The 17,289-nt window shown below is 52.8% G+C and carries 17 protein-coding genes; 9 read left to right on the top strand and 8 right to left on the bottom strand.

From position 1 onward, the window contains the following. From OES20_13555 to OES20_13540, 4 genes are all read left to right on the top strand, one after another. On the top strand, positions 1-890 hold an 890-nt coding region (locus tag OES20_13555; GenBank protein MDH3635720.1), incomplete at its 5' end, for an ATP-binding protein. 157 nt (positions 891-1,047) lie between these two features. Then, positions 1,048-2,160, top strand: coding sequence for a c-type cytochrome (locus OES20_13550; GenBank protein MDH3635719.1), 1,113 nt, complete (start codon positions 1,048-1,050; stop codon positions 2,158-2,160). A 146-nt stretch (positions 2,161-2,306) separates the two neighbouring features. Further along, positions 2,307-3,101 (top strand): cytochrome c biogenesis protein CcsA, encoded by a 795-nt coding sequence (gene ccsA, locus OES20_13545; GenBank protein ID MDH3635718.1) that lies wholly within the window; start codon positions 2,307-2,309, stop codon positions 3,099-3,101. After that, a complete protein-coding gene (locus OES20_13540) occupies positions 3,101-3,700 on the top strand; it encodes a hypothetical protein (protein MDH3635717.1) in 600 nt (199 codons plus the stop codon). Before ccsA ends, OES20_13540 begins: the two co-directional genes overlap by 1 nt. Before the next feature lie 42 nt (positions 3,701-3,742). Here the strand turns inward: OES20_13540 and OES20_13535 are convergent, their stop codons facing one another. The 8 genes from OES20_13535 to OES20_13500 form a co-directional block, all read right to left on the bottom strand. Next, positions 3,743-4,936, bottom strand: coding sequence for a regulator (locus tag OES20_13535; protein ID MDH3635716.1), 1,194 nt, complete (start codon positions 4,934-4,936; stop codon positions 3,743-3,745). Between the two features lie 37 nt (positions 4,937-4,973). Beyond that, positions 4,974-6,101 carry a regulator gene (locus OES20_13530; GenBank protein MDH3635715.1) on the bottom strand — a complete coding sequence of 376 codons (1,128 nt, stop codon included), beginning with the start codon at positions 6,099-6,101 and terminating at the stop codon, positions 4,974-4,976. Then, positions 6,101-6,409, bottom strand: a complete 309-nt coding sequence (locus OES20_13525; protein ID MDH3635714.1) for a c-type cytochrome — start codon at positions 6,407-6,409, stop codon at positions 6,101-6,103. Before OES20_13525 ends, OES20_13530 begins: the two co-directional genes overlap by 1 nt. A gap of 8 nt (positions 6,410-6,417) precedes the next feature. Then, a complete protein-coding gene (locus tag OES20_13520) occupies positions 6,418-7,017 on the bottom strand; it encodes a sel1 repeat family protein (GenBank protein MDH3635713.1) in 600 nt (199 codons plus the stop codon). Positions 7,018-7,032: 15 nt separating this feature from the next. Beyond that, positions 7,033-8,397: a sigma-54 dependent transcriptional regulator gene (locus tag OES20_13515; GenBank protein MDH3635712.1), complete on the bottom strand. Its 1,365-nt coding sequence runs from the start codon at positions 8,395-8,397 to the stop codon at positions 7,033-7,035. 5 nt (positions 8,398-8,402) lie between these two features. Then, the gene (locus OES20_13510; GenBank protein ID MDH3635711.1) at positions 8,403-8,984 is read right to left on the bottom strand and encodes a TlpA family protein disulfide reductase; all 582 of its coding nucleotides are present in this window, start codon (positions 8,982-8,984) and stop codon (positions 8,403-8,405) included. A 205-nt stretch (positions 8,985-9,189) separates the two neighbouring features. Next, positions 9,190-10,167 (bottom strand): cytochrome c, encoded by a 978-nt coding sequence (locus tag OES20_13505; GenBank protein MDH3635710.1) that lies wholly within the window; start codon positions 10,165-10,167, stop codon positions 9,190-9,192. A gap of 10 nt (positions 10,168-10,177) precedes the next feature. After that, positions 10,178-11,209, bottom strand: coding sequence for a c-type cytochrome (locus OES20_13500; protein ID MDH3635709.1), 1,032 nt, complete (start codon positions 11,207-11,209; stop codon positions 10,178-10,180). 149 nt (positions 11,210-11,358) lie between these two features. Here OES20_13500 and OES20_13495 point away from each other — a divergent pair, with 149 nt between their 5' ends. The 5 genes from OES20_13495 to OES20_13475 all read left to right on the top strand — a co-directional run bounded on the left by OES20_13495 (position 11,359) and on the right by OES20_13475 (position 17,270). Continuing rightward, positions 11,359-12,453 carry a 6-bladed beta-propeller gene (locus OES20_13495; protein ID MDH3635708.1) on the top strand — a complete coding sequence of 365 codons (1,095 nt, stop codon included), beginning with the start codon at positions 11,359-11,361 and terminating at the stop codon, positions 12,451-12,453. Between the two features lie 168 nt (positions 12,454-12,621). Next, entirely contained in the window at positions 12,622-13,284 is a 663-nt protein-coding gene (locus OES20_13490) for a hypothetical protein (protein MDH3635707.1), read from the top strand. A gap of 270 nt (positions 13,285-13,554) precedes the next feature. Continuing rightward, positions 13,555-14,403, top strand: a complete 849-nt coding sequence (locus OES20_13485) for a cytochrome c3 family protein (protein ID MDH3635706.1) — start codon at positions 13,555-13,557, stop codon at positions 14,401-14,403. Positions 14,404-14,521: 118 nt separating this feature from the next. Next, complete coding sequence (locus OES20_13480) at positions 14,522-15,481, top strand: peptidylprolyl isomerase (protein MDH3635705.1); 960 nt, start codon at positions 14,522-14,524, stop codon at positions 15,479-15,481. A 79-nt stretch (positions 15,482-15,560) separates the two neighbouring features. Then, complete coding sequence (locus OES20_13475; GenBank protein ID MDH3635704.1) at positions 15,561-17,270, top strand: hypothetical protein; 1,710 nt, start codon at positions 15,561-15,563, stop codon at positions 17,268-17,270. Positions 17,271-17,289 lie beyond the last annotated feature (19 nt).

The raw sequence follows: 17,289 nt of genomic DNA, 5'->3' as shown, positions 1-17,289 counted from the left end.
GTGTTTTTAAACGCATCGACGGCACCGAATTTCCGTCAGATCTCTGGGTCGGACCGCTCGAAAAGACCAATGGGGATAGCAGTTATATAGTGGTCGTGCATGACATCACCGGGCGTCTACAGGCTCAACGTGAACTTGAGACTACCCGGCAACAGTTTTTTCATCAGGATAAAATGGCGGCAATCGGGCAGTTGGCTGCGGGAATACTGCACGAAGTAGGCAATCCAATTGCGGCAATTGCCGGTGCTGTCTCCGCAGTCCAGCATTCGTACACCAGCGCCGATCAAGATGATGAGTTAAGTCGAAATATCGATCTGATCAACGAACAAATTCTCAGACTTGGGAAAATAACGAGGGAAATCGCCGATTTCTCATCGCCCAAACCACGTGAACGCGAGTTACTGGATCTGAATGAGTTGCTACGCAGCACTGCGGGACTTTTATCCTATGACCGCAGATTCAGTTCGATTGGCGTGCAGTTGCAACTAGATAAGAACCTTCCGGCCATTGTCGGAGTGGCCGATCAACTGACTCAGGTGTTCATGAATCTGCTGATCAATGCCATGGATGCCTGTGCGGCCATCGACCTGGAAGAAGACTGTATTGTCATTAAGAGCGAACTCGAAGGAAATCGAGTTCATGTTTGTGTTCAGGATTATGGTCCTGGCATGTCAAAAGAGGTACTTGGGCATGTTATGGAGCTGTTTTTTACCACCAAACCGGTGGGCAAGGGCAGTGGCCTCGGTCTTTCACTTTGCGACACGATTGTGCGTGAGCATGGGGGCGAAATGAGCATCGAAAGTGAAGAGGGGAAGGGTGCGCAGGTACATGTTATTTTGCCAATCGACGGGGTTTTACAGGACAGCGTGAGCACCAAGGCGCATACCTAGGTAAAGATCGTTAGTAATTGGCACGCTAAATGCTGCAATTACTGAATATCTTTGTAAAAATCGGTAGGCAGTTGGACATTCAGTATTCTTGTAAAAGTCAGGGCAAATATAACTCCAGTTATCTATTGTCAAAAGCCGTGGCTGGCTGGGTTGCACCATGAAAAGGCCGGTCATGTCAGTGGTTATCTTTACATTTTTCTCCTTGCCTGGGCCTATCTGGCTCGAGGCTGCTATCGCCAACGAGAGCACCACGCAGCGGGCGGGCGAGCGCCCCAGGACAACCTATGAAAGATTCCTGCCCCTGGCGGTGGCGGGCGATCCTGCCATCCAGTATTTACTGGGATACATGTTTTTTTACGGCGAGGGCGTGGCACCTGACTACGAAGAGGCGCATTACTGGTTCCATCAGGCTGCCGAAGAGGGTGATTCGAGAGCGCAGCGCGACCTGGGGATCTTTCATTCGGGCACCATCGAGCGCGTTCCCAAAAAGTTCCACGATGCAATCGAGGCGAATCTGTGGTTCAGTTTGGCAGCCGCCAACTCTGAAAATCCGGTAATTTCAGCGCTAGCGTCAAAATTATACGGCAAGTTTCTGATCCCGAATATTGAAACGGTGATACCCGAAACCGATGACAACAGTCCAGGTGAAACTATCTACCAGAGTTTTTGCGCGGGTTGCCATGGATTTAGCGGCCACGCCGCTTACCCAGGTACGCCCTCTTTTTCGCGTGGAGATCGCCTCGAGCAAAGTGACCATACTCTGGTCGCAAGTATCCTCCAGGGAAAAGGAAAGATGCCTCCCTGGGGCAATACCCTGTCCATGGAGATGGCTTATAAAGTTGTCGCTTATATCCGTAATGCTTTCGACCAGGGGAAGGTGCAAGCAATACGGAAAGTACGGACGGCGGCGAGCCCTGCTGATGATCATGTGGCTCCGGGCGAAAAAATTTATCTTCAGTTTTGCGGGGGCTGTCACGGCTTCAACGGCATTGCCTGGTATGTCAATTCACCCTCGTTTGTACTGCGTGAACGCCTGGAAAAAAGTGACGCGGAACTGAAAAGCAGCATTAAAAATGGGTTGGGAGCGATGCCAGCGTGGGAGCATATGCTTAAACCTGCGCAGATCGAAGCGCTGGTACAATTCATTCGCACGTTAGCGCAAACCTACGATCAGGGGATAAGCGGCGAGTTGCGTTCCCCCAAGCAATTCTTGCGCTTTCATCCCAAAGGCGAAACCAGTCCGAACTGGACCGGTGACGATTTCCGTTAGTTATGAGCAGTGAGGTCAACCTGGATCTAGATGAACAGTCAAAAATTAATCGCGCAAAAATGAAGAGATTCGGAGGCGGGCGCACTGTATGCTCGGCAGTTTCTATGTATGAAGAAGTATCTGTCCGCTAAATTCACTCGAGATCGATGTCGATATTAAACGAAACCACCTTTTTGTATTTTGCCTGCATTTGCTACGGGTCAAGCTTTCTCTTTACCTACCTCGGAGGTGAAAAATTTCATTACAAGACTGTCCTTGTTTTCAGTATTTCGGGACTGGTTAGTCACACCATAAGCCTGGCTTTACGATGGGATCGTGTGGGCCACGGGCCATTTATAAATTTATTTGAAATTTTGAGTAGCAACCTGTGGAGCCTTCAGCTGGCCTATCTATTATTCCTGATGTGGGGCAGAAATCATCGCGCAGCCGGGCGCTTCATCGTTCCCCTATTGGCGCTGCTGATGTTGTGGTTGTTGATTACGGTACCGCAGGATACTTTTTTACCCGCCACCTATGACACGATCTGGTTATATTTTCATGTGGTTACGGGTAAGTTTTTCCTCGGCCTGCTGATGCTCGCTACCGGTATGGCGATTCTGGAGATGGTGCGCTCCAGATCCGGTGCCGGGTCTACCGTAATCCTGGCCAGCAAGTCTTTGAGCTATCGTCTGCTGGCTTTTGCGTTCTGTTTTGAGTCCTTGATGCTGATGTTCGGTGCGATCTGGGCACAAGATGCCTGGGGTCGCTACTGGGCCTGGGACCCTCTCGAAACCTGGGCATTTTTGACCTGGATGAGCGTCATCTTTGTGTTGCACTGGCGCTTAAACTACCCACGCCCGGGGATTTATGCCGCGCTGGTTGTAGGCTGTTTTACGCTTGCATTTTTAACTTTTTTCGGTGTGCCACTGGTATCGACCGCACCACACAAGGGAATGATTTGATGGTTGCCAGCCCGAGCAGAAAGAACGCCTCCGCGAAAAGCCGGTATCTGCTGGTGGCCCTGTTGCTGGTGGCCGCGGTGTTTTTTTTCGGCTGGGCCCTTAATCACTGGATGACTGATTCGGCGGCGATACAGGTACCGACCAGTACAATAGAATTGGACGGTGATAACAGATTACCGCAGTTGTTTAATGCTGCCGTGGGGCATATGCAGAAGGGGCACTATCAGCAGGCGCTCGATTTGTGGCATAAGGCCCTGTTACGGGCGCCTGATATCCCCGAGATCAAGGTCAATATGGGTTTTACGCTGTATGAACTGGGCGAGTATGCGACCGCACGCGATGCATTCATCGACGCGATGGAACAAAATGCCTATCAGGCAAATGCTTATTACGGACTCGCCATCAGCAGCGAGAAAATGGGTGATCTGGAAGGTGCCCTCGGTGCGATGCGCAGCTACATCCATCTGGCTGCGGCTGGCGATGACGACATGTTTAAACGACGCGCGCGTTCGGCACTTTGGGAGTGGGAAACACAGTTGGTAGAGCGTTCCACCACTGCGGTTCCAGAAAAGGATGAAACAAAGCCAGCCGATGAGTAAGCAGGATTAAGAATGACGCTGGCGAGCAAGAGTTGACCTGCGCTATCGCTGCAATCGTGTTACCCCACCAAAGCTGCCCACCCAGAGTAAATCGTTCTGCTGGGTCGCCATCGAAAACACGGTGTTTGAAAACAGGCCCTCGTGAGTCGTCAGGTAATTTTCGAAGCGACCATTTTTAAACTGAACCAGGCCATTACTGGTGCCGACCCATAATATTCCCTGCTCGTCCTGGTGCAGCATGAAGACATGATTTGAAGGCAATCCATCCCGCACCGTATAGTTAACATACTTCTCGCCATCGAAACGTGCCAGACCGCCGCCCCAGGTGCCGATCCAGACGATGCCATCGGTATCGACTTCCAGCGCCACGATGTAATTCGGATTGTAGGCAGTATCGACTTGTTGCAGACCCATCTCCAGTTTTTGCCTGGCGTGATGGCTCGACATGGTGGCCGGATCGGTTCCGAAGGTGTTGTCGGCCTTAACCAGTTCATAGACTGCGCCTTGTCCATCCTGGTGATTCCAGTTGTCCCAGCGATTATCCTCGAAGCGTGCCAGGCCGCCCTCGGTCGCAAGCCAGACTTCACCGTTCTTACCAAGCGCGAGCCCGTAGACCCAGTCGTTTGGCAGGCCGCCATTGGTATTTTCGACGGTATAGGTTTCCCAGGCGTCGGGATCCGACAGGCGCCCCTTTTTTACCCGGTTGGCGCCGGACCAGGTGGCGATCCAGAGGTCGCCGTCCGGCATTACCAGCACGTCATAGACAAAGGCATCGGCGAGACCCTCGGGCACATTGAATATTTCGAACTTGTCTTTGGATTCGTCATAGATTGCGAGGCCGCCACCGTAGGTGCCGACCAGCATTTTGTCGTCGGTCCAGCGGCTGACGTGAAACACGCCGTTGGCGAGCAGGCCGTTGCGCACATCGAACAGGCGGTAATCGTCAGTCTCGGTACTGTATCGAATGACTCCGCCCGAAGTGCCCACCCAGACAATATCTTGCTCAGCAAATATCGACTTCACGTTTCGGTTGCCTATACGAAAATGCGTGAATTTCGGGTTTTGCGCTGCATTCAGGGGCTGCGCTATGTTTTGGCCTGTGGTCTCTTCTTGGGGCATATCCCCTTGCTGTGCCAGCGAATTGTCGCCGCTGTTATGGTTAAGCCCTGCCCAGTAGGCGCTTGCGATCAGGCCGGCGATGACAAGAATCGCGATTGGCAGTGTTTTTTTACTCATGCGAGACCTTTTAATTCATTGGTTTTGTAGATAGTTATTAATTCGGGATTGCTTTCAGCCCAAGACGAGTAACCCCGCCGAGGGTGCCAATCCAGATGTCGCCGTCGGTTTCGAGCGCAATTGCATAGACGTCATTGTTGGGCAAGCCGTTGTGGACGTTCCAGCTATGCCAGGTTTCACCATCGTAGCGTGACAGGCCTTTGTTGGTGCCGAACCAGTAGCTGCCGTCGGCTGCCTGCGCGATCGAGTAAACGATATTGCCGGCGAGTCCGTCCTTCTCCGTGAGATTGGTCCAGCTACCGTTCCGATAGTGAGTTACGCCGCCACCCCAGGTGCCTGCCCAGATAGTGTCTTCGTGATCGGCGAGAATGCTGAAAATGTAACCGGGATTGTAGGTCGCCTTGCCATTGTTCAGGATACCGAGATCATGGCGGGAGCGGGTGCCCAGACCGGTGTTGCGGCTAAAGGGCAGGGCGTCGGGATTTTCGCCGCCGAGACCATCCTTGTGGTCCCAGGAAGTCCAGTTATCGCCATCGAAACGGCTAATGCCGCCTTCGGTGCCAAACCAGACCACGCCCTTGTTATCAACGCTGATGCCGTAAACCCACTCGTTGATCAACTCCTTGACATAGGTTTTGAACTCGCCGGTTTCGCGGTTGAGGTAATTGGCACCGGCCCAGGTTCCGATCCACAGGCCACCGTCACTGGCGTTGGCAAATGCGTAAATCCAGTAATCGGCGAGGCCGTGCATCGGGAAGTAGGTTTTCCAGTCGCCGTTTTTGTAGCGGGACATGCCGCCTGCATTGGTGCCGAACCATTTATAACCCTCGCGATCGATGCCAATTCCGAATACGTACTCATTCGCCAGACCGTGAGCGCGGGTAAACGTGTTCACCAGTGCATGATTGTCGAGGTCAATCTCGTTAACTCCGAGCGAGGTGCCAACCCAGAGGCGGTTGGTATCGGTTTCGATCGCGAGTGAGCGCACGTATACCGATGGTCCGACATTGAAAACATCCAGCACCTGGGGTAACGCGGGTCTGGCCTGGCTGCCGGTCGGCTCGGTTATAGTGGTTGCTGCGGGCTGATTGCCGGCAGGCTCATCAGAGCATGCTGTGATCGTGACGAGTATCAGGCCCAGGGCTGCCGCATGCAGCAGATCCATCAGAAAAAGGTCCTGATATAGGCAATTACGTCCAGGATTTGCTGCTCGTCCAGTATTCCGCGGTAGGCGGGGCAGGCATTTTTACCGTTCTGGATTCGCGTTTGCAAGGTCTGGTCCGATTGCATCAGGCCCTGCCCTCGCTTGAGATCCGGTGCGGCGGCCATAATCGGGCTGCCGTTGACGCCGTGGCAACTGAGGCAATGGCGCTGGTAAATATCGCGCCCGAGGTTGATGTCCGATGCGTTTGCCGGGATTGTCCCAGTCAAGGCGATGATCGCAGTTAGCAACAGGAGTTGGTTAAATTTCATAATGCGTCCTAATCAGCCTGATTTAATTTCTTGTTCCAGGCCTCGGCCTGTCGCGCGTCAACCGGGAACCCCAACTGGCCCTGCTGGTAGGCTTTTTTAAGGCGTTGCATCGAAATTTCGTCGCCGCGCCCGGCCGCCTTTAGGTACCATTTTGCCGCTGTTGGCGGTGATGACTCGAAACCGAGCTGCCCATTTTCCAGCGCGTGGGCATAAACCCGCATTGCCTCGACGTGCTCGAGTTTCGCCGCCTGCTGGATCAACTGGCCTGCCTTGCGCGGGTCTTTATCCGCTCCTTCGCCCTTTGCGTACATGCCTGCCAGCCCGAACAAACCAGCCGCGTCCTGATGTTCCGCGGCCTGTTGATACCAGTGAAAAGCATCCGCGTCGCGTTCCGCCGAATCGAGGATGAAGGCAAGGGTTGTCTGCGCCGGTATATAACCCTGTGCCGCTGAGTTTTCCAGTAGCTGCATGGCCTCGATCAGATTTCCCTTACGATACTCGGTAATGCCCAGCTCGCCATCGGATCGGGTATCGGCCTGCAGCGTTGCCGACACCAGCAGTAGCAATACCAGTGCAAGGAAAAGGCCCACCCATTTTTTTTCTAACATGGCTTTTATCATTTCTTAACGCTCTAGCGAGTTATCGAGTTTTCGATAAAGACTGGAAACGCCGATGCCGAGGCGATCGGCAGCCAGCTTGCGATCCCCGTTGGCATCGTCGATCGCCGCCTTGATGATCGCGAGTTCATAGTTACGCAGCTGTCGCTTCAGGTTGTCCTGACAGCTGTTACCATCGCTGTAGCCGATGTACTCGGAGGAGCGGATATTTTGCGGTAGATCCGAAACATCGATGATGCCGTTTTCCGACAGGATCAGTGACCTCGCGACAACGTTTTGCAACTCGCGCACATTACCGGGCCAGTTGTAGGTCAGCAGGCTCTGCATAGCGGCCGGCTGAACTTCGACGGGGCCATCCAATCCCATTTTCAAGCTTTCCTTGCGAAGGAAATGTCGGATCAGCTCGGGCAGGTCCTCCTTCCTCTGTTGTAGCGTGGGTAGCGGGATCTGGAACACGTTCAGCCGGAAGTACAGGTCTTCGCGAAAATCGCCCTGTTGCACCATCTTGTCGAGGTCCTTGTTGGTGGCGGCAATAATGCGCACGTCTATTTTCCTGGGCTGTTCGCTGCCAACCGCGCGCACGTTCTGATCCTCGATGACATGCAAGAGCTTGACCTGCAGGTTAAGCGGTAGTTCCCCGATCTCATCGAGAAATATTGTGCCCTGGTCGGCCTCGACAAATAATCCGCGCTTTGCCTTGCTGGCCCCGGTAAACGCGCCCTTGGTGTGACCGAAAAATTCGCTTTCGAGCAGGTTTTCCGGGATCGCGCCACAGTTGACGGGAATGAACGGTCGGTCATCCCTCAGGCTGTTCTGATGGATTAATTCGGCAATGACGCTTTTACCCGTGCCGCTCGGCCCGGTTATCAGCACCGTGCTGGAAGTCTGTGCGACCTTTAGCACCAGGCGTTCGACTGCCTGCATCACGGGCGAGTTCATCACCCAGGATTCGCTGCTTTGATTCTTGATCAGCTCGCGCAGTACCTTGTTCTCGGATTTGAGGTGGATGAAATCGCCGAGTTGCTCTAGTCGATTGAGAAAATCCTCGTTACGCAAAGGCTTGATCATGTAGTCATAAGCGCCGGCGCGCATCGCCTCGATCGCGGTGTTGACCGAGGCATAGGCGGTCATCATCAGGAACTGGGTATCGATACCCTGGCGGCGCGCGTTTTCGACAACCTCGATGCCGCTAAGGTCGGGCATGCGAATGTCGCACAGCGCTACGTCGATGTCTCCCTTGGCGAGTTTCGTTAACGCCTCTTCGCCGTTAGCCGCAACCGTTACGGTATGACCCGCGTCGGCGGCGACTTTCGACAGTATTTGCCGAATCGCTGGTTCATCGTCGATGATTAATAGTTGTAGCGAAGGCATATGAGTTACCCATTTATCCTGGAGTCAGATTTGATTGTGTCGGCCTTTTCGCCGGATTCGATGAATAGCTCGGTCATGCCGAAATCCGGCGGTAAAGCCTCGCTGATGCGCCTGGTAATTAAGCCTTGTGGAGAAACAATAAAGGTTTCGGGAAAGGTTTTAATTCCGAGCAATTCGCCCGCGAGCCGAAACTTGTCGTCCTGATAAACCGGGAAACGAATTTCGTACTGCAGCATGAATTCCCGAATCAGGTTACGATCTTCGTCAACCGAGATTCCAATTACCGCGAAACGCTCCGGGTCGAGAGTGTCGCTTAACTCTTGCAGTGCCGGCATCTCTTCGCGGCAGGGCGCGCACCAGGTTGCCCAAAAGTTGATCAACAGTATCTTGCCTTCTGTGTCGACGTTACCGTTGTCAACAGGGATCATCTTTTCGAAGAGCGACAGGGGGAATGCATCTCCCGTCCCAGGCTGTGGTTTTTCGGCGTCCTGGCAGCCCGTCAACCCTTGCATCAGCAGTCCGATGCACAGAGCCCTGGCCAATTGCCTGTTACCCAGTTGCCGATTAGTGGATATAGTTGTATTCATGACTCGTTTTTTGTTTAGCAATTCAGGTGCCATCCTCAGTTACTGCGGCAAATTTTCTCAATGCGGGCTAAAAACCGGTAAAAACAGTCAGCTCTCTGAGAATTCAGTCCAGAATCATTGATTTGAGCGCTCGATGTTGTCAGGTTAAATCAAAATTATTCCTAAAAATGAGAATTGATACAAAGATTGTCTCAGATTTGAGAATCTAATTCTTCTCGAAATGATAAAAGGCTTCATCGATGTAGCTGATTATTTGTCGAATCTCGTAGTCGCTGAGTACGTTTTTCCAGGCTGGCATGGATGTGTTTTTAAGACCGTTGCGAATACGCTCCAGTAACAAATCCATTGTCATATGTCGCATGAAGTTTTCGTTTGTCAGATCGCGCGGTTTGGGCTTGAGAAAACTGCCTATCCAGTTATCGCCGGTGCCGTCTGCGGCATGACAGAAAGCACAGTTTTGACGCCAAAGCTTCTTACCTTCGCTGGCCCGATCCGACAGCTTATCCACTTGTGGATCAATATCGTGTTTGGCATAAACGCTGGCTGATGAAACTACATCGACTATAGTGTGTGAATAATTGTTGCGCGGGTAGGATACCGACTGTTTACTCCAGATTTCTCCTTCATCGCTGACCACCGCACGATCGTGGCAGGTGATACAGCTGGTTAAATAAAGCTGCTTCCCGCGTACCTGCGCCAGGCTCAATTGTTGCCAGGGTAGATCCAGTGGTATATCTCCCGTCGCAAACGGGAAGGCGTCACGGTAACGATCATGATTTGGCCACCCGTTGGCAACGGTGTGGTAGCGAGTGTTCGGGCGCTGTTCCAGCATGAATTCGGTACGCACAAATTTAACCACGGCGGCAATTTCGCGGTCATCCAGCACCCGCGAAAAACCATGCATCGCTGTCCCCGGTTTGCCACGCCTGACGGTTTCCATCATGGACTGACGTGATAGCGACGCCGGATCGGTGCGGGCGAAGTTGCGCGGCGGCGGATCGAGATAAGTGCTGGTGAGGGTTTTGGCATCGCCTGAATAGCCGTGACAGAAGTAACAGCGATAGTTGTAAATTGCGCGTCCCCGTTCATGCATTTCTGCACTTGCATCCTTATTGTTGGCACCGACAACAGGCACTGTGACTGTAATCAACAGCAACAGAAATACACGATAAATCAGGGGCATGCAGGTTTGCTCAAGGTTGAATGAAGGTAACGAATACGAACTCGCCGACGTCGGCAATCTGCTGCGCGTCGAAAACCTTTTCCCAGGCGGGCATTTCCGTGCGCAGCTTGCCTTTGCCGATGACACGTTGCAGCGTCGGACGGTTGAGCGAAGCGCGTGACGCGGCGTGCAGGAAATTGCGCGGCTTGGGATTGATGAAGTAGGCCCTTGGCCCCCTACCATCGCCCTGTTCACCATGGCAGGTGGCGCAGTTGTACAAGTACAGGGCTTTGCCGCGCTCGGCATCGCCCTGTAATCCATCGGTCAGGCGCTGGTTCATATAAACACTGAGCTCGGTGTCGGGATCGGCATGGGTATGCTGATGCGTATGTCCATCGCTGTGTTTGTGATCGGCTTTATCGCTCAGCTTTTTGTCGCTAACCTGGGGCATGAAAGCGCCGATGACGTAGTCGACAACGGTTTCAATCTGTTTATCAGCCAGGCGTTTCTTCCAGCCGGTCATTGCGGTTTCGGGGCGGCCATAACTAACCGACTGGATCATGTGGTCGCGGGTCATCGTCGACTGAAACTTTGAGTTGGTAAAGTCTGCAGGCTGGGGCGATAAACCGGCAGTAGCCCATAGCGCGCCCTGGCCGTTGTCCCCGTGACAAACCGAGCAGTAATCAGCGTAAATTTTGCTGCCCTCGGTGGCGCTTGCGGTTGCGCCTGGCAGCATGAATCGTGACTGTAGCAGGTCGGCTAGCGCTTCTATCTGGGCATCGTTGAGGCGCGATTTCCAGCTGCTCATCGCGCTGCCGGGTATACCGTTGCGGATTGCGTTAATGATTCTTGGCCGGGTGAGTTCCAGCGCCGAGGTGGGGCTGGTGAAATCCCGCGGTGGCGGAATCATTCCCTGTTTAGCGTGGCTTTCGCCGTCACCTCTGTCGCCGTGACAGACTGAACAATAGTCTGCATAAAGCGACCCTGCATCGATGTCCTGAGCATGCACGGATACTGCGGCTGACAGCAAATGCAAAACAATCAAAGACAGCAATTTTCTCATCGGCTTTTCCTGGTTAATTCGAAATTCAAATACCCGCGTTTAGCACTACCGAGCAACTTTAGTGCCATAAAGCGTTTACCACCGTTTACGACGGGTTGGCACAGCTCTTGCTCCAGTATTGTTTGAATTCACTGCTGTAAGAAACCTCAATGTTCAGGCTAATCCCATCATTCTTGTTGTTGCCCGTCGGACTTCTGTTGTTAAGCGCCTGTGCGTCAAACTCGCCACCAGGCGAGGAAATGGAGATGCCGGTGTTTCCACCAGCGCCGAACGAAGCCCGATTTTTCTACGAACGCAGCCTGCTCAGCAGTGCGGATGTCGAGATCGAATCGGGCGAATCGCAGTTTCAGCGCATGATTACAGGTGTCAGTCGAAGCGGAATCGGTATGGGAAAGCCTTTTGGTGTAACCGTGCACAAAGGCCGTGTATTTGTCAGCGATACGTTGAAACGCCTGGTGTTTGCTTTCGATATACGTGAGGCAAAGTTCATTGAAATTGGTACCGATGGTCCGGGTGAATTGGTTAAACCGATGGGGTTGGACGTCGACTTGAACGGCAATCTTTTTGTTTGCGACGCATCTTTAAAACAGGTGCTGGTTTATGACAGGGACGGCAATTTCAAGCGCCGTCTGGGTGAGCCCGAGATGTTCGACCGACCGGCCGGGCTGACGGTCAACCCGAATGGCAGCCGCCTTTATGTCGTCGATACAGGCGGAGTTACCAGCAATCGACACCGGGTCCTCGTGTTCGACGCATGGAGCGGCAGCTTGTTGCATACCATTTCCAAACGCGGTCAGGCAGAGGGCGAACTGAATCTGCCGCGCGATGCAACCATCGATAACGAAGGAAACCTCTATGTTGTCGATGGCGGTAACTTTCGGGTGCAGGTATTTACCCCGGAAGGGGAGTTCGTGCGCAGCTTTGGCTCGATCGGTCGGCAAAGCGGTCAATTTTCCAGGCCTAAAGGCATTGGTGTCGATAAACAGGGCAACGCTTACGTCGTCGATACCGCGTTCGGTAATTTTCAGATATTCAATTCGGATGGGCAGTTGTTAATGGCAGTCGGGTCGCGCAATTCCAGTGCCGGGCCTGCCAGGTTCATGCTGCCGGCGGGATTGGCAATCGACGAAGATGGCAGGGTCTACATGGTTGATCAGTATTTCAGGAAGGTGGATATATTCAGGCCAGCCGAGATATCCGCGGAACAGGGCTGGTTGGTGCATGACCCAAGCCTGCAACCCTGAAACAAACATTTCGCAATCGCAACCAGCATTAAATTCTCAAAATTGAGAAGCTGTCCCTGGGTTTTAATCATCAAACAGTCCGCTAAGCCCGTCCTGGTAAGACTTTTCAGAGAATGGCGCGAAAATTGCCAGCCTTATTCCATTGATAACCAAATCGAGGTAGACATCATGCATCAATACAAAGCCGGGTTGCGCTCGAGTCCCGCAATGTTAATGCTGGCCGTATTATCGTTAACCACGGCTTGCAGCGATTCGGTACGACAGAATCAGGCGCAGTCCAAAACCGAAAGCGAAGCTGCAACCATGGCGGCAATCAAGCAGGCGAATACCGCGCAGCACGCACTGCTCCAGGTCAGCACTCCTAAGCAAAACCGGGGACTGGTGAAGGAGGTCGAGATGGCTGGCGGTTATACCTATGCCAGAGTCGATGTCGGCGGAGATGAGTTCTGGCTGGCCACCACGATGACAGCTTTGAATCCGGGCGAAGAAGTCGCATGGAAAGACTTCGCTATGATGAAACACTTCAAGAGTAAAACGCTTAATCGGGAATTCGATCAGATACTGTTCGTCGATCGTCTGTTCACTGCCGCCGCGCAATCGGTCGTTCCCCGCCGGGGAATCGTGGCAGAGTTGATTAATGCGGCCGGTTACAGTTTTATCCGGGTCAATGAAAACGGCAGCAATGTATGGCTGGCGGCACCCGAAACCAGCCTCGAGGTTGGACAGGCCATAGAGTGGAGTGGGGGCGGGGAGATGCATGGTTTCACCAGCCGTTCGTTAAATCGTGTTTTCGACGAGATCATCTTTGTCGATAGCGTGCAAATCTCCTGACTCGATTCGTGATGACGGCCTGTCAAGAACATTCTATGAATCGAGAATATCGCGAACTAATTTTTCTCAATCGCGAGAAAACTGTCTGGAAAAATTTCCCGACGTGCGTTCGTTGCCGCAAGCCAAATATTTTTTTAGTCGCTAAGGCACTGATTTTATTGTCTTTATCTGGATGGGCGAAGTATGTGTCGCGACGTCGAGATTTTGGCATGGTTGCTGCAATTCCTAATATGAATTTAAAAATTCATAACGAGCAAAGGGGATCGAGCAATGAATAGTTTAACTTTACAAATCAGGTCAGTAGGTGCCGGGGTAGTTACACTGCTTCTGGCGATGGCCATCGTGGCTTTCGGCCTACTCAGCTGGACCGACGCCAGTGCAGCTGTCGAGGATACCCGGCATAACCTGGGATCCAGTTCCACGGTTACCGGGGCAAACTCTTTTAGCGGAACCGCGGCAGTTTGCGTCTTCTGTCATACGCCACACGGCGGATCAACCAGTGCCGCGGTACCCTTGTGGAACCGGACCCTGGCTGATCCGGCAAGCTACACGACCTATGCGACGTTGAATTCGGCCACCCTCGAGGGTGCCGAAGCTCCGGTCGGCTCGGTTTCAATTGCCTGTCTGTCATGCCATGACGGAACCCAGGCGATGGATACCGTATTGAACGAACCGGGATCAGGAATCAATAACCCGACCTACAGTGCGGGTGTCTGGAGTGGTGCCAATCAGACCTCTGGTCAGCTTAATGCCGGCGCCATTACTAACCTGACATCGGATCTCAGTAACGATCACCCGATCGGTATCCAGTACGGTGGTGGTGGAATCACCGCGGCCGCGCCGACCGCGGCGACTAATGATCCTGACTTCACGACACCTGGTACCACCGATCTTAACGGTACCACCGTCTGGTGGGTTGATTCCGAAACGACGCCGAACGGAACTCGTGAAAAGACCGATATGCTGCTTTACACCCGTTCGGTGGCTGGTATTGACAGTGGAGCGCTGCAGCCTTTCGTAGAATGCGCAAGCTGCCACGACCCGCATACCACCAATGCCACCTTCTTGCGAACCTCCAACGATGGCAGTGCGGTCTGTTTGGCATGTCATAGCAAGTAAGGAGTTAAGGCCATCTAGCCCCTTGAACTCCAGCGTCGGCGGCTGTGCGAAGGCCGTCGGCGCTGGAGTCGTTTTTTATAAAGGGGCAATACGGAGTAATTGTTAAAAGGGGAAAGTCATGTACAGAATGAGATTGGGCGTTGGCCTGTGCGCAGTATTGCTGACATTTCATGTAGCGGCAGGTAACCAGAGTCCAGGCGAGAGTCAGGATGACCTGTTTGCCCAGATTAATGACCTGACCATCAGCAAAAAAGAGTTTGAAGCAATTTTCCAGGCAGCCGTCAGGCACAAGTACTACCACGGCAAGGTAGTGGCGGCCGAGCTCGAAGATTTCAGAAATCAGGTTGTCGAAGACATCGTTACCCAGGAACTGGTTTTCAGGCAGGCGCAGCAAACGGGGATACAACCCGATCGCAGCAAGATAGATGCCGGCGTCGATGCTTTTAACCTGAAGAACGCCAACAACCAGGACTGGGAAGCGCGCCGCGAAAAGGTTGTCCCGCGATTGATCGAAAGGCTCGAGCGGCAGGATTTAATCGAAAAGATGGAGGCTAGGGTGCGCAACGTGCCCAGGCCGAATGCCAAGCAGGTAGAACAGTACTACTTCGATAATCCGGACAAGTTTACCGAACCAAAGAGACTCTGGGTATCGGTGATCTTGCGCAAGGTCTCACCAGCCAGTACTGAAAACGTCTGGGTCGAAGCCGAGGCCGCGCTGGACATGCTGAAACAACGCGCCGTAGCCGGCGAGGATTTTGGCGAGCTCGCCAGAAAACACTCCGAGCATATGAGTGCCGCAACCGGCGGGGACCTGGGTTATCTGCATCTGGGCGTGCTCGAAGAAAGCGTGCAGCAGAAGATCGAAACGCTCGAAGTCGATCAGCTTAGCGATCCCTTGCGAGTGCTGGAAGGGATAACACTTTTCCGGTTGAACGGTGTGCAACCAGCGAAACTCAAATCCTTCGAGGAAGTGAAAAACAGGGCGGCGGATCTCCTCTATCGGGAGTTACAGGATACTGCATGGGAGTCTTACGTGGATGCGTTGAAGTCGTCGGCATATGTATACGTCAATGATTGATTAGCCTCTACGTTTGTCATGAAATATCGTGTGGATCATCCCGAGAATACTGTCTCCCAATCTGCTTCTGCTCCTGGTTATGACTAGTATATCCGGCGCATTGGCTGCGCAGGACCGCGGACCAGTACGAGTCTGGGGGGAACTGAGCAGTGCCTATCGCGTGCGCGAGAGCGTCGATGGCGATAGTGAAAATACTAACTGGTTGAACACGGGCACGATCAGCGCCAGTAGCTATATCTGGCGGCCCTGGTTTGCGTTGGTTAACGGTAGCCTCAGCCTGTCGGTTGAGGAAAATGAAGATGAGGGCCAGGGAAAATCGCAAGACGAGTTTGCCACCGGCGATTTTTACTTCAGTTTGTTCCCAACCAGTCGTTTTCCTTTTCGCGCCTACTATATCGAGGGTCGCGATCAGTTTGACAACAACTCGTTACGCTTCGATATCGAAACTACCGAATATGGCGTCAGCCAGCAATACCGTAGCCTGGACGGCAGGCACAATTATCTCGCCGAGTTTGAAAACAATCAGCAGGACAACAGCGAGCGTAACAATTTCACCGCTGAAAGCCTGCTGTTGTCCGCTGATGACCGGATTGGCGATCATGTGCTCGAAACTGACTTGAAACGCGCCACGGTTGATAGTCGTTCTTCGGATGAGCGGGCAGAAACCTATTCAATTACGCTGGATCACTTCTACGGAGATAAAACTAACTGGTCCATTGAAAACCTGCTATCGACGTCTTCGACTGAAAACGATTTTTCCGAATCGAGCAACGATATTGAGACTTCCCAGCTATCGAGCTTTGCATCCTGGCATCCGCGGAATCGGAAGGATCTGAAATTGACCGGTAGCCTGCGGCTATCCGAAACCCGGCAGCAGCAGCAATCCGACGACGTAATGGTGACAGATGCCGGGGAAAGCGAGGCGGAAACGGCCAACCTGAACCAGGGGCTTGTCTACGATTACTCCGACAACCTGCAACTCAGCGAATCAATTAACGCGAATTACTTCGAGGATGAAAGCAGAGACCTGTTTACTGCTAACGAGGCACTGGCGGCACGATATACCTCTGATCGAGTTGGCACCGGGCTTGGCGATTACGGCTGGAGTGCTGGAACTGCCTATAACAACGTACATGGTGATGTCGAACGGGAGCACTCGCTAGCGACTCAATTCAGTCACTCGCTGCTTAACGATTATTCGAACGCGGGTGAGTATCAACTCAGAAGCAATCTGACCCAATCGTTTACCTACACGTCTCAGTCCGAAAGGGAGGATGAAAAGAGTATCGATCACTCGTATTCGATTACCTGGTCTAACACGGCGCTCAAGCAACAGAACCTGGTGCGCTTATTTATCAGTGATTCGCGTTCGCTGAATCGCGATGACGATAATTTCCAGCTGGTTAATTTGCAGTACACGGGAGCCAACAGTATCACGCGCTATTCGCAACTGAGCGGCAATGCCACCCTGCAATACTCGAGACAGGAAACCGAAGGCATGCAAAGTGAGCAGACGGTCAGCAATGGTCAGCTCGAGTATCGTCGCAGCCGGGTTTTTCAGCTGCCCGGAATGTTTTTTATTTCATTGCTGAAATTGAGCGAGCGCCAGTCCGAGACCGAGCGTTTGATCGAAGATAACGATTCGGCGAAGCAAGCTTCATGGGAAAACTCACTGCTTTACCGGATCGGGCGGCTCGAAGCTCAGCTCGATATCGATTTTATCAAGATCGGCAATGACTACGATCGATTGTTTATGTTTCAGTTAACGAGGTCGTTTGGCGATCTGTGAGATAGGGGAATCTGCATGT

The sequence above is a fragment of the Gammaproteobacteria bacterium genome (assembly GCA_029862005.1).
GTDB lineage: Bacteria > Pseudomonadota > Gammaproteobacteria.
The sequence above is the reverse complement of the archived record's forward strand: the minus strand, read 5'-3'. Positions and strand labels throughout refer to the sequence as shown.

Excerpts from the sequence above, each read along its gene's own strand:
- OES20_13550 (MDH3635719.1), top strand. The coding sequence starts at position 1,048 with ATGAAAAGGCCGGTCATGTCAGTGGTTATCTTTACATTTTTCTCCTTG.
- ccsA (MDH3635718.1), top strand. The coding sequence starts at position 2,307 with ATGTCGATATTAAACGAAACCACCTTTTTGTATTTTGCCTGCATTTGC.
- OES20_13540 (MDH3635717.1), top strand. The coding sequence starts at position 3,101 with ATGGTTGCCAGCCCGAGCAGAAAGAACGCCTCCGCGAAAAGCCGGTAT.
- OES20_13535 (MDH3635716.1), bottom strand. The coding sequence starts at position 4,936 with ATGAGTAAAAAAACACTGCCAATCGCGATTCTTGTCATCGCCGGCCTG.
- OES20_13530 (MDH3635715.1), bottom strand. The coding sequence starts at position 6,101 with ATGGATCTGCTGCATGCGGCAGCCCTGGGCCTGATACTCGTCACGATC.
- OES20_13525 (MDH3635714.1), bottom strand. The coding sequence starts at position 6,409 with ATGAAATTTAACCAACTCCTGTTGCTAACTGCGATCATCGCCTTGACT.
- OES20_13520 (MDH3635713.1), bottom strand. The coding sequence starts at position 7,017 with ATGTTAGAAAAAAAATGGGTGGGCCTTTTCCTTGCACTGGTATTGCTA.
- OES20_13515 (MDH3635712.1), bottom strand. The coding sequence starts at position 8,397 with ATGCCTTCGCTACAACTATTAATCATCGACGATGAACCAGCGATTCGG.
- OES20_13510 (MDH3635711.1), bottom strand. The coding sequence starts at position 8,984 with ATGAATACAACTATATCCACTAATCGGCAACTGGGTAACAGGCAATTG.
- OES20_13505 (MDH3635710.1), bottom strand. The coding sequence starts at position 10,167 with ATGCCCCTGATTTATCGTGTATTTCTGTTGCTGTTGATTACAGTCACA.
- OES20_13500 (MDH3635709.1), bottom strand. The coding sequence starts at position 11,209 with ATGAGAAAATTGCTGTCTTTGATTGTTTTGCATTTGCTGTCAGCCGCA.
- OES20_13495 (MDH3635708.1), top strand. The coding sequence starts at position 11,359 with ATGTTCAGGCTAATCCCATCATTCTTGTTGTTGCCCGTCGGACTTCTG.
- OES20_13490 (MDH3635707.1), top strand. The coding sequence starts at position 12,622 with ATGCATCAATACAAAGCCGGGTTGCGCTCGAGTCCCGCAATGTTAATG.
- OES20_13485 (MDH3635706.1), top strand. The coding sequence starts at position 13,555 with ATGAATAGTTTAACTTTACAAATCAGGTCAGTAGGTGCCGGGGTAGTT.
- OES20_13480 (MDH3635705.1), top strand. The coding sequence starts at position 14,522 with ATGTACAGAATGAGATTGGGCGTTGGCCTGTGCGCAGTATTGCTGACA.
- OES20_13475 (MDH3635704.1), top strand. The coding sequence starts at position 15,561 with ATGACTAGTATATCCGGCGCATTGGCTGCGCAGGACCGCGGACCAGTA.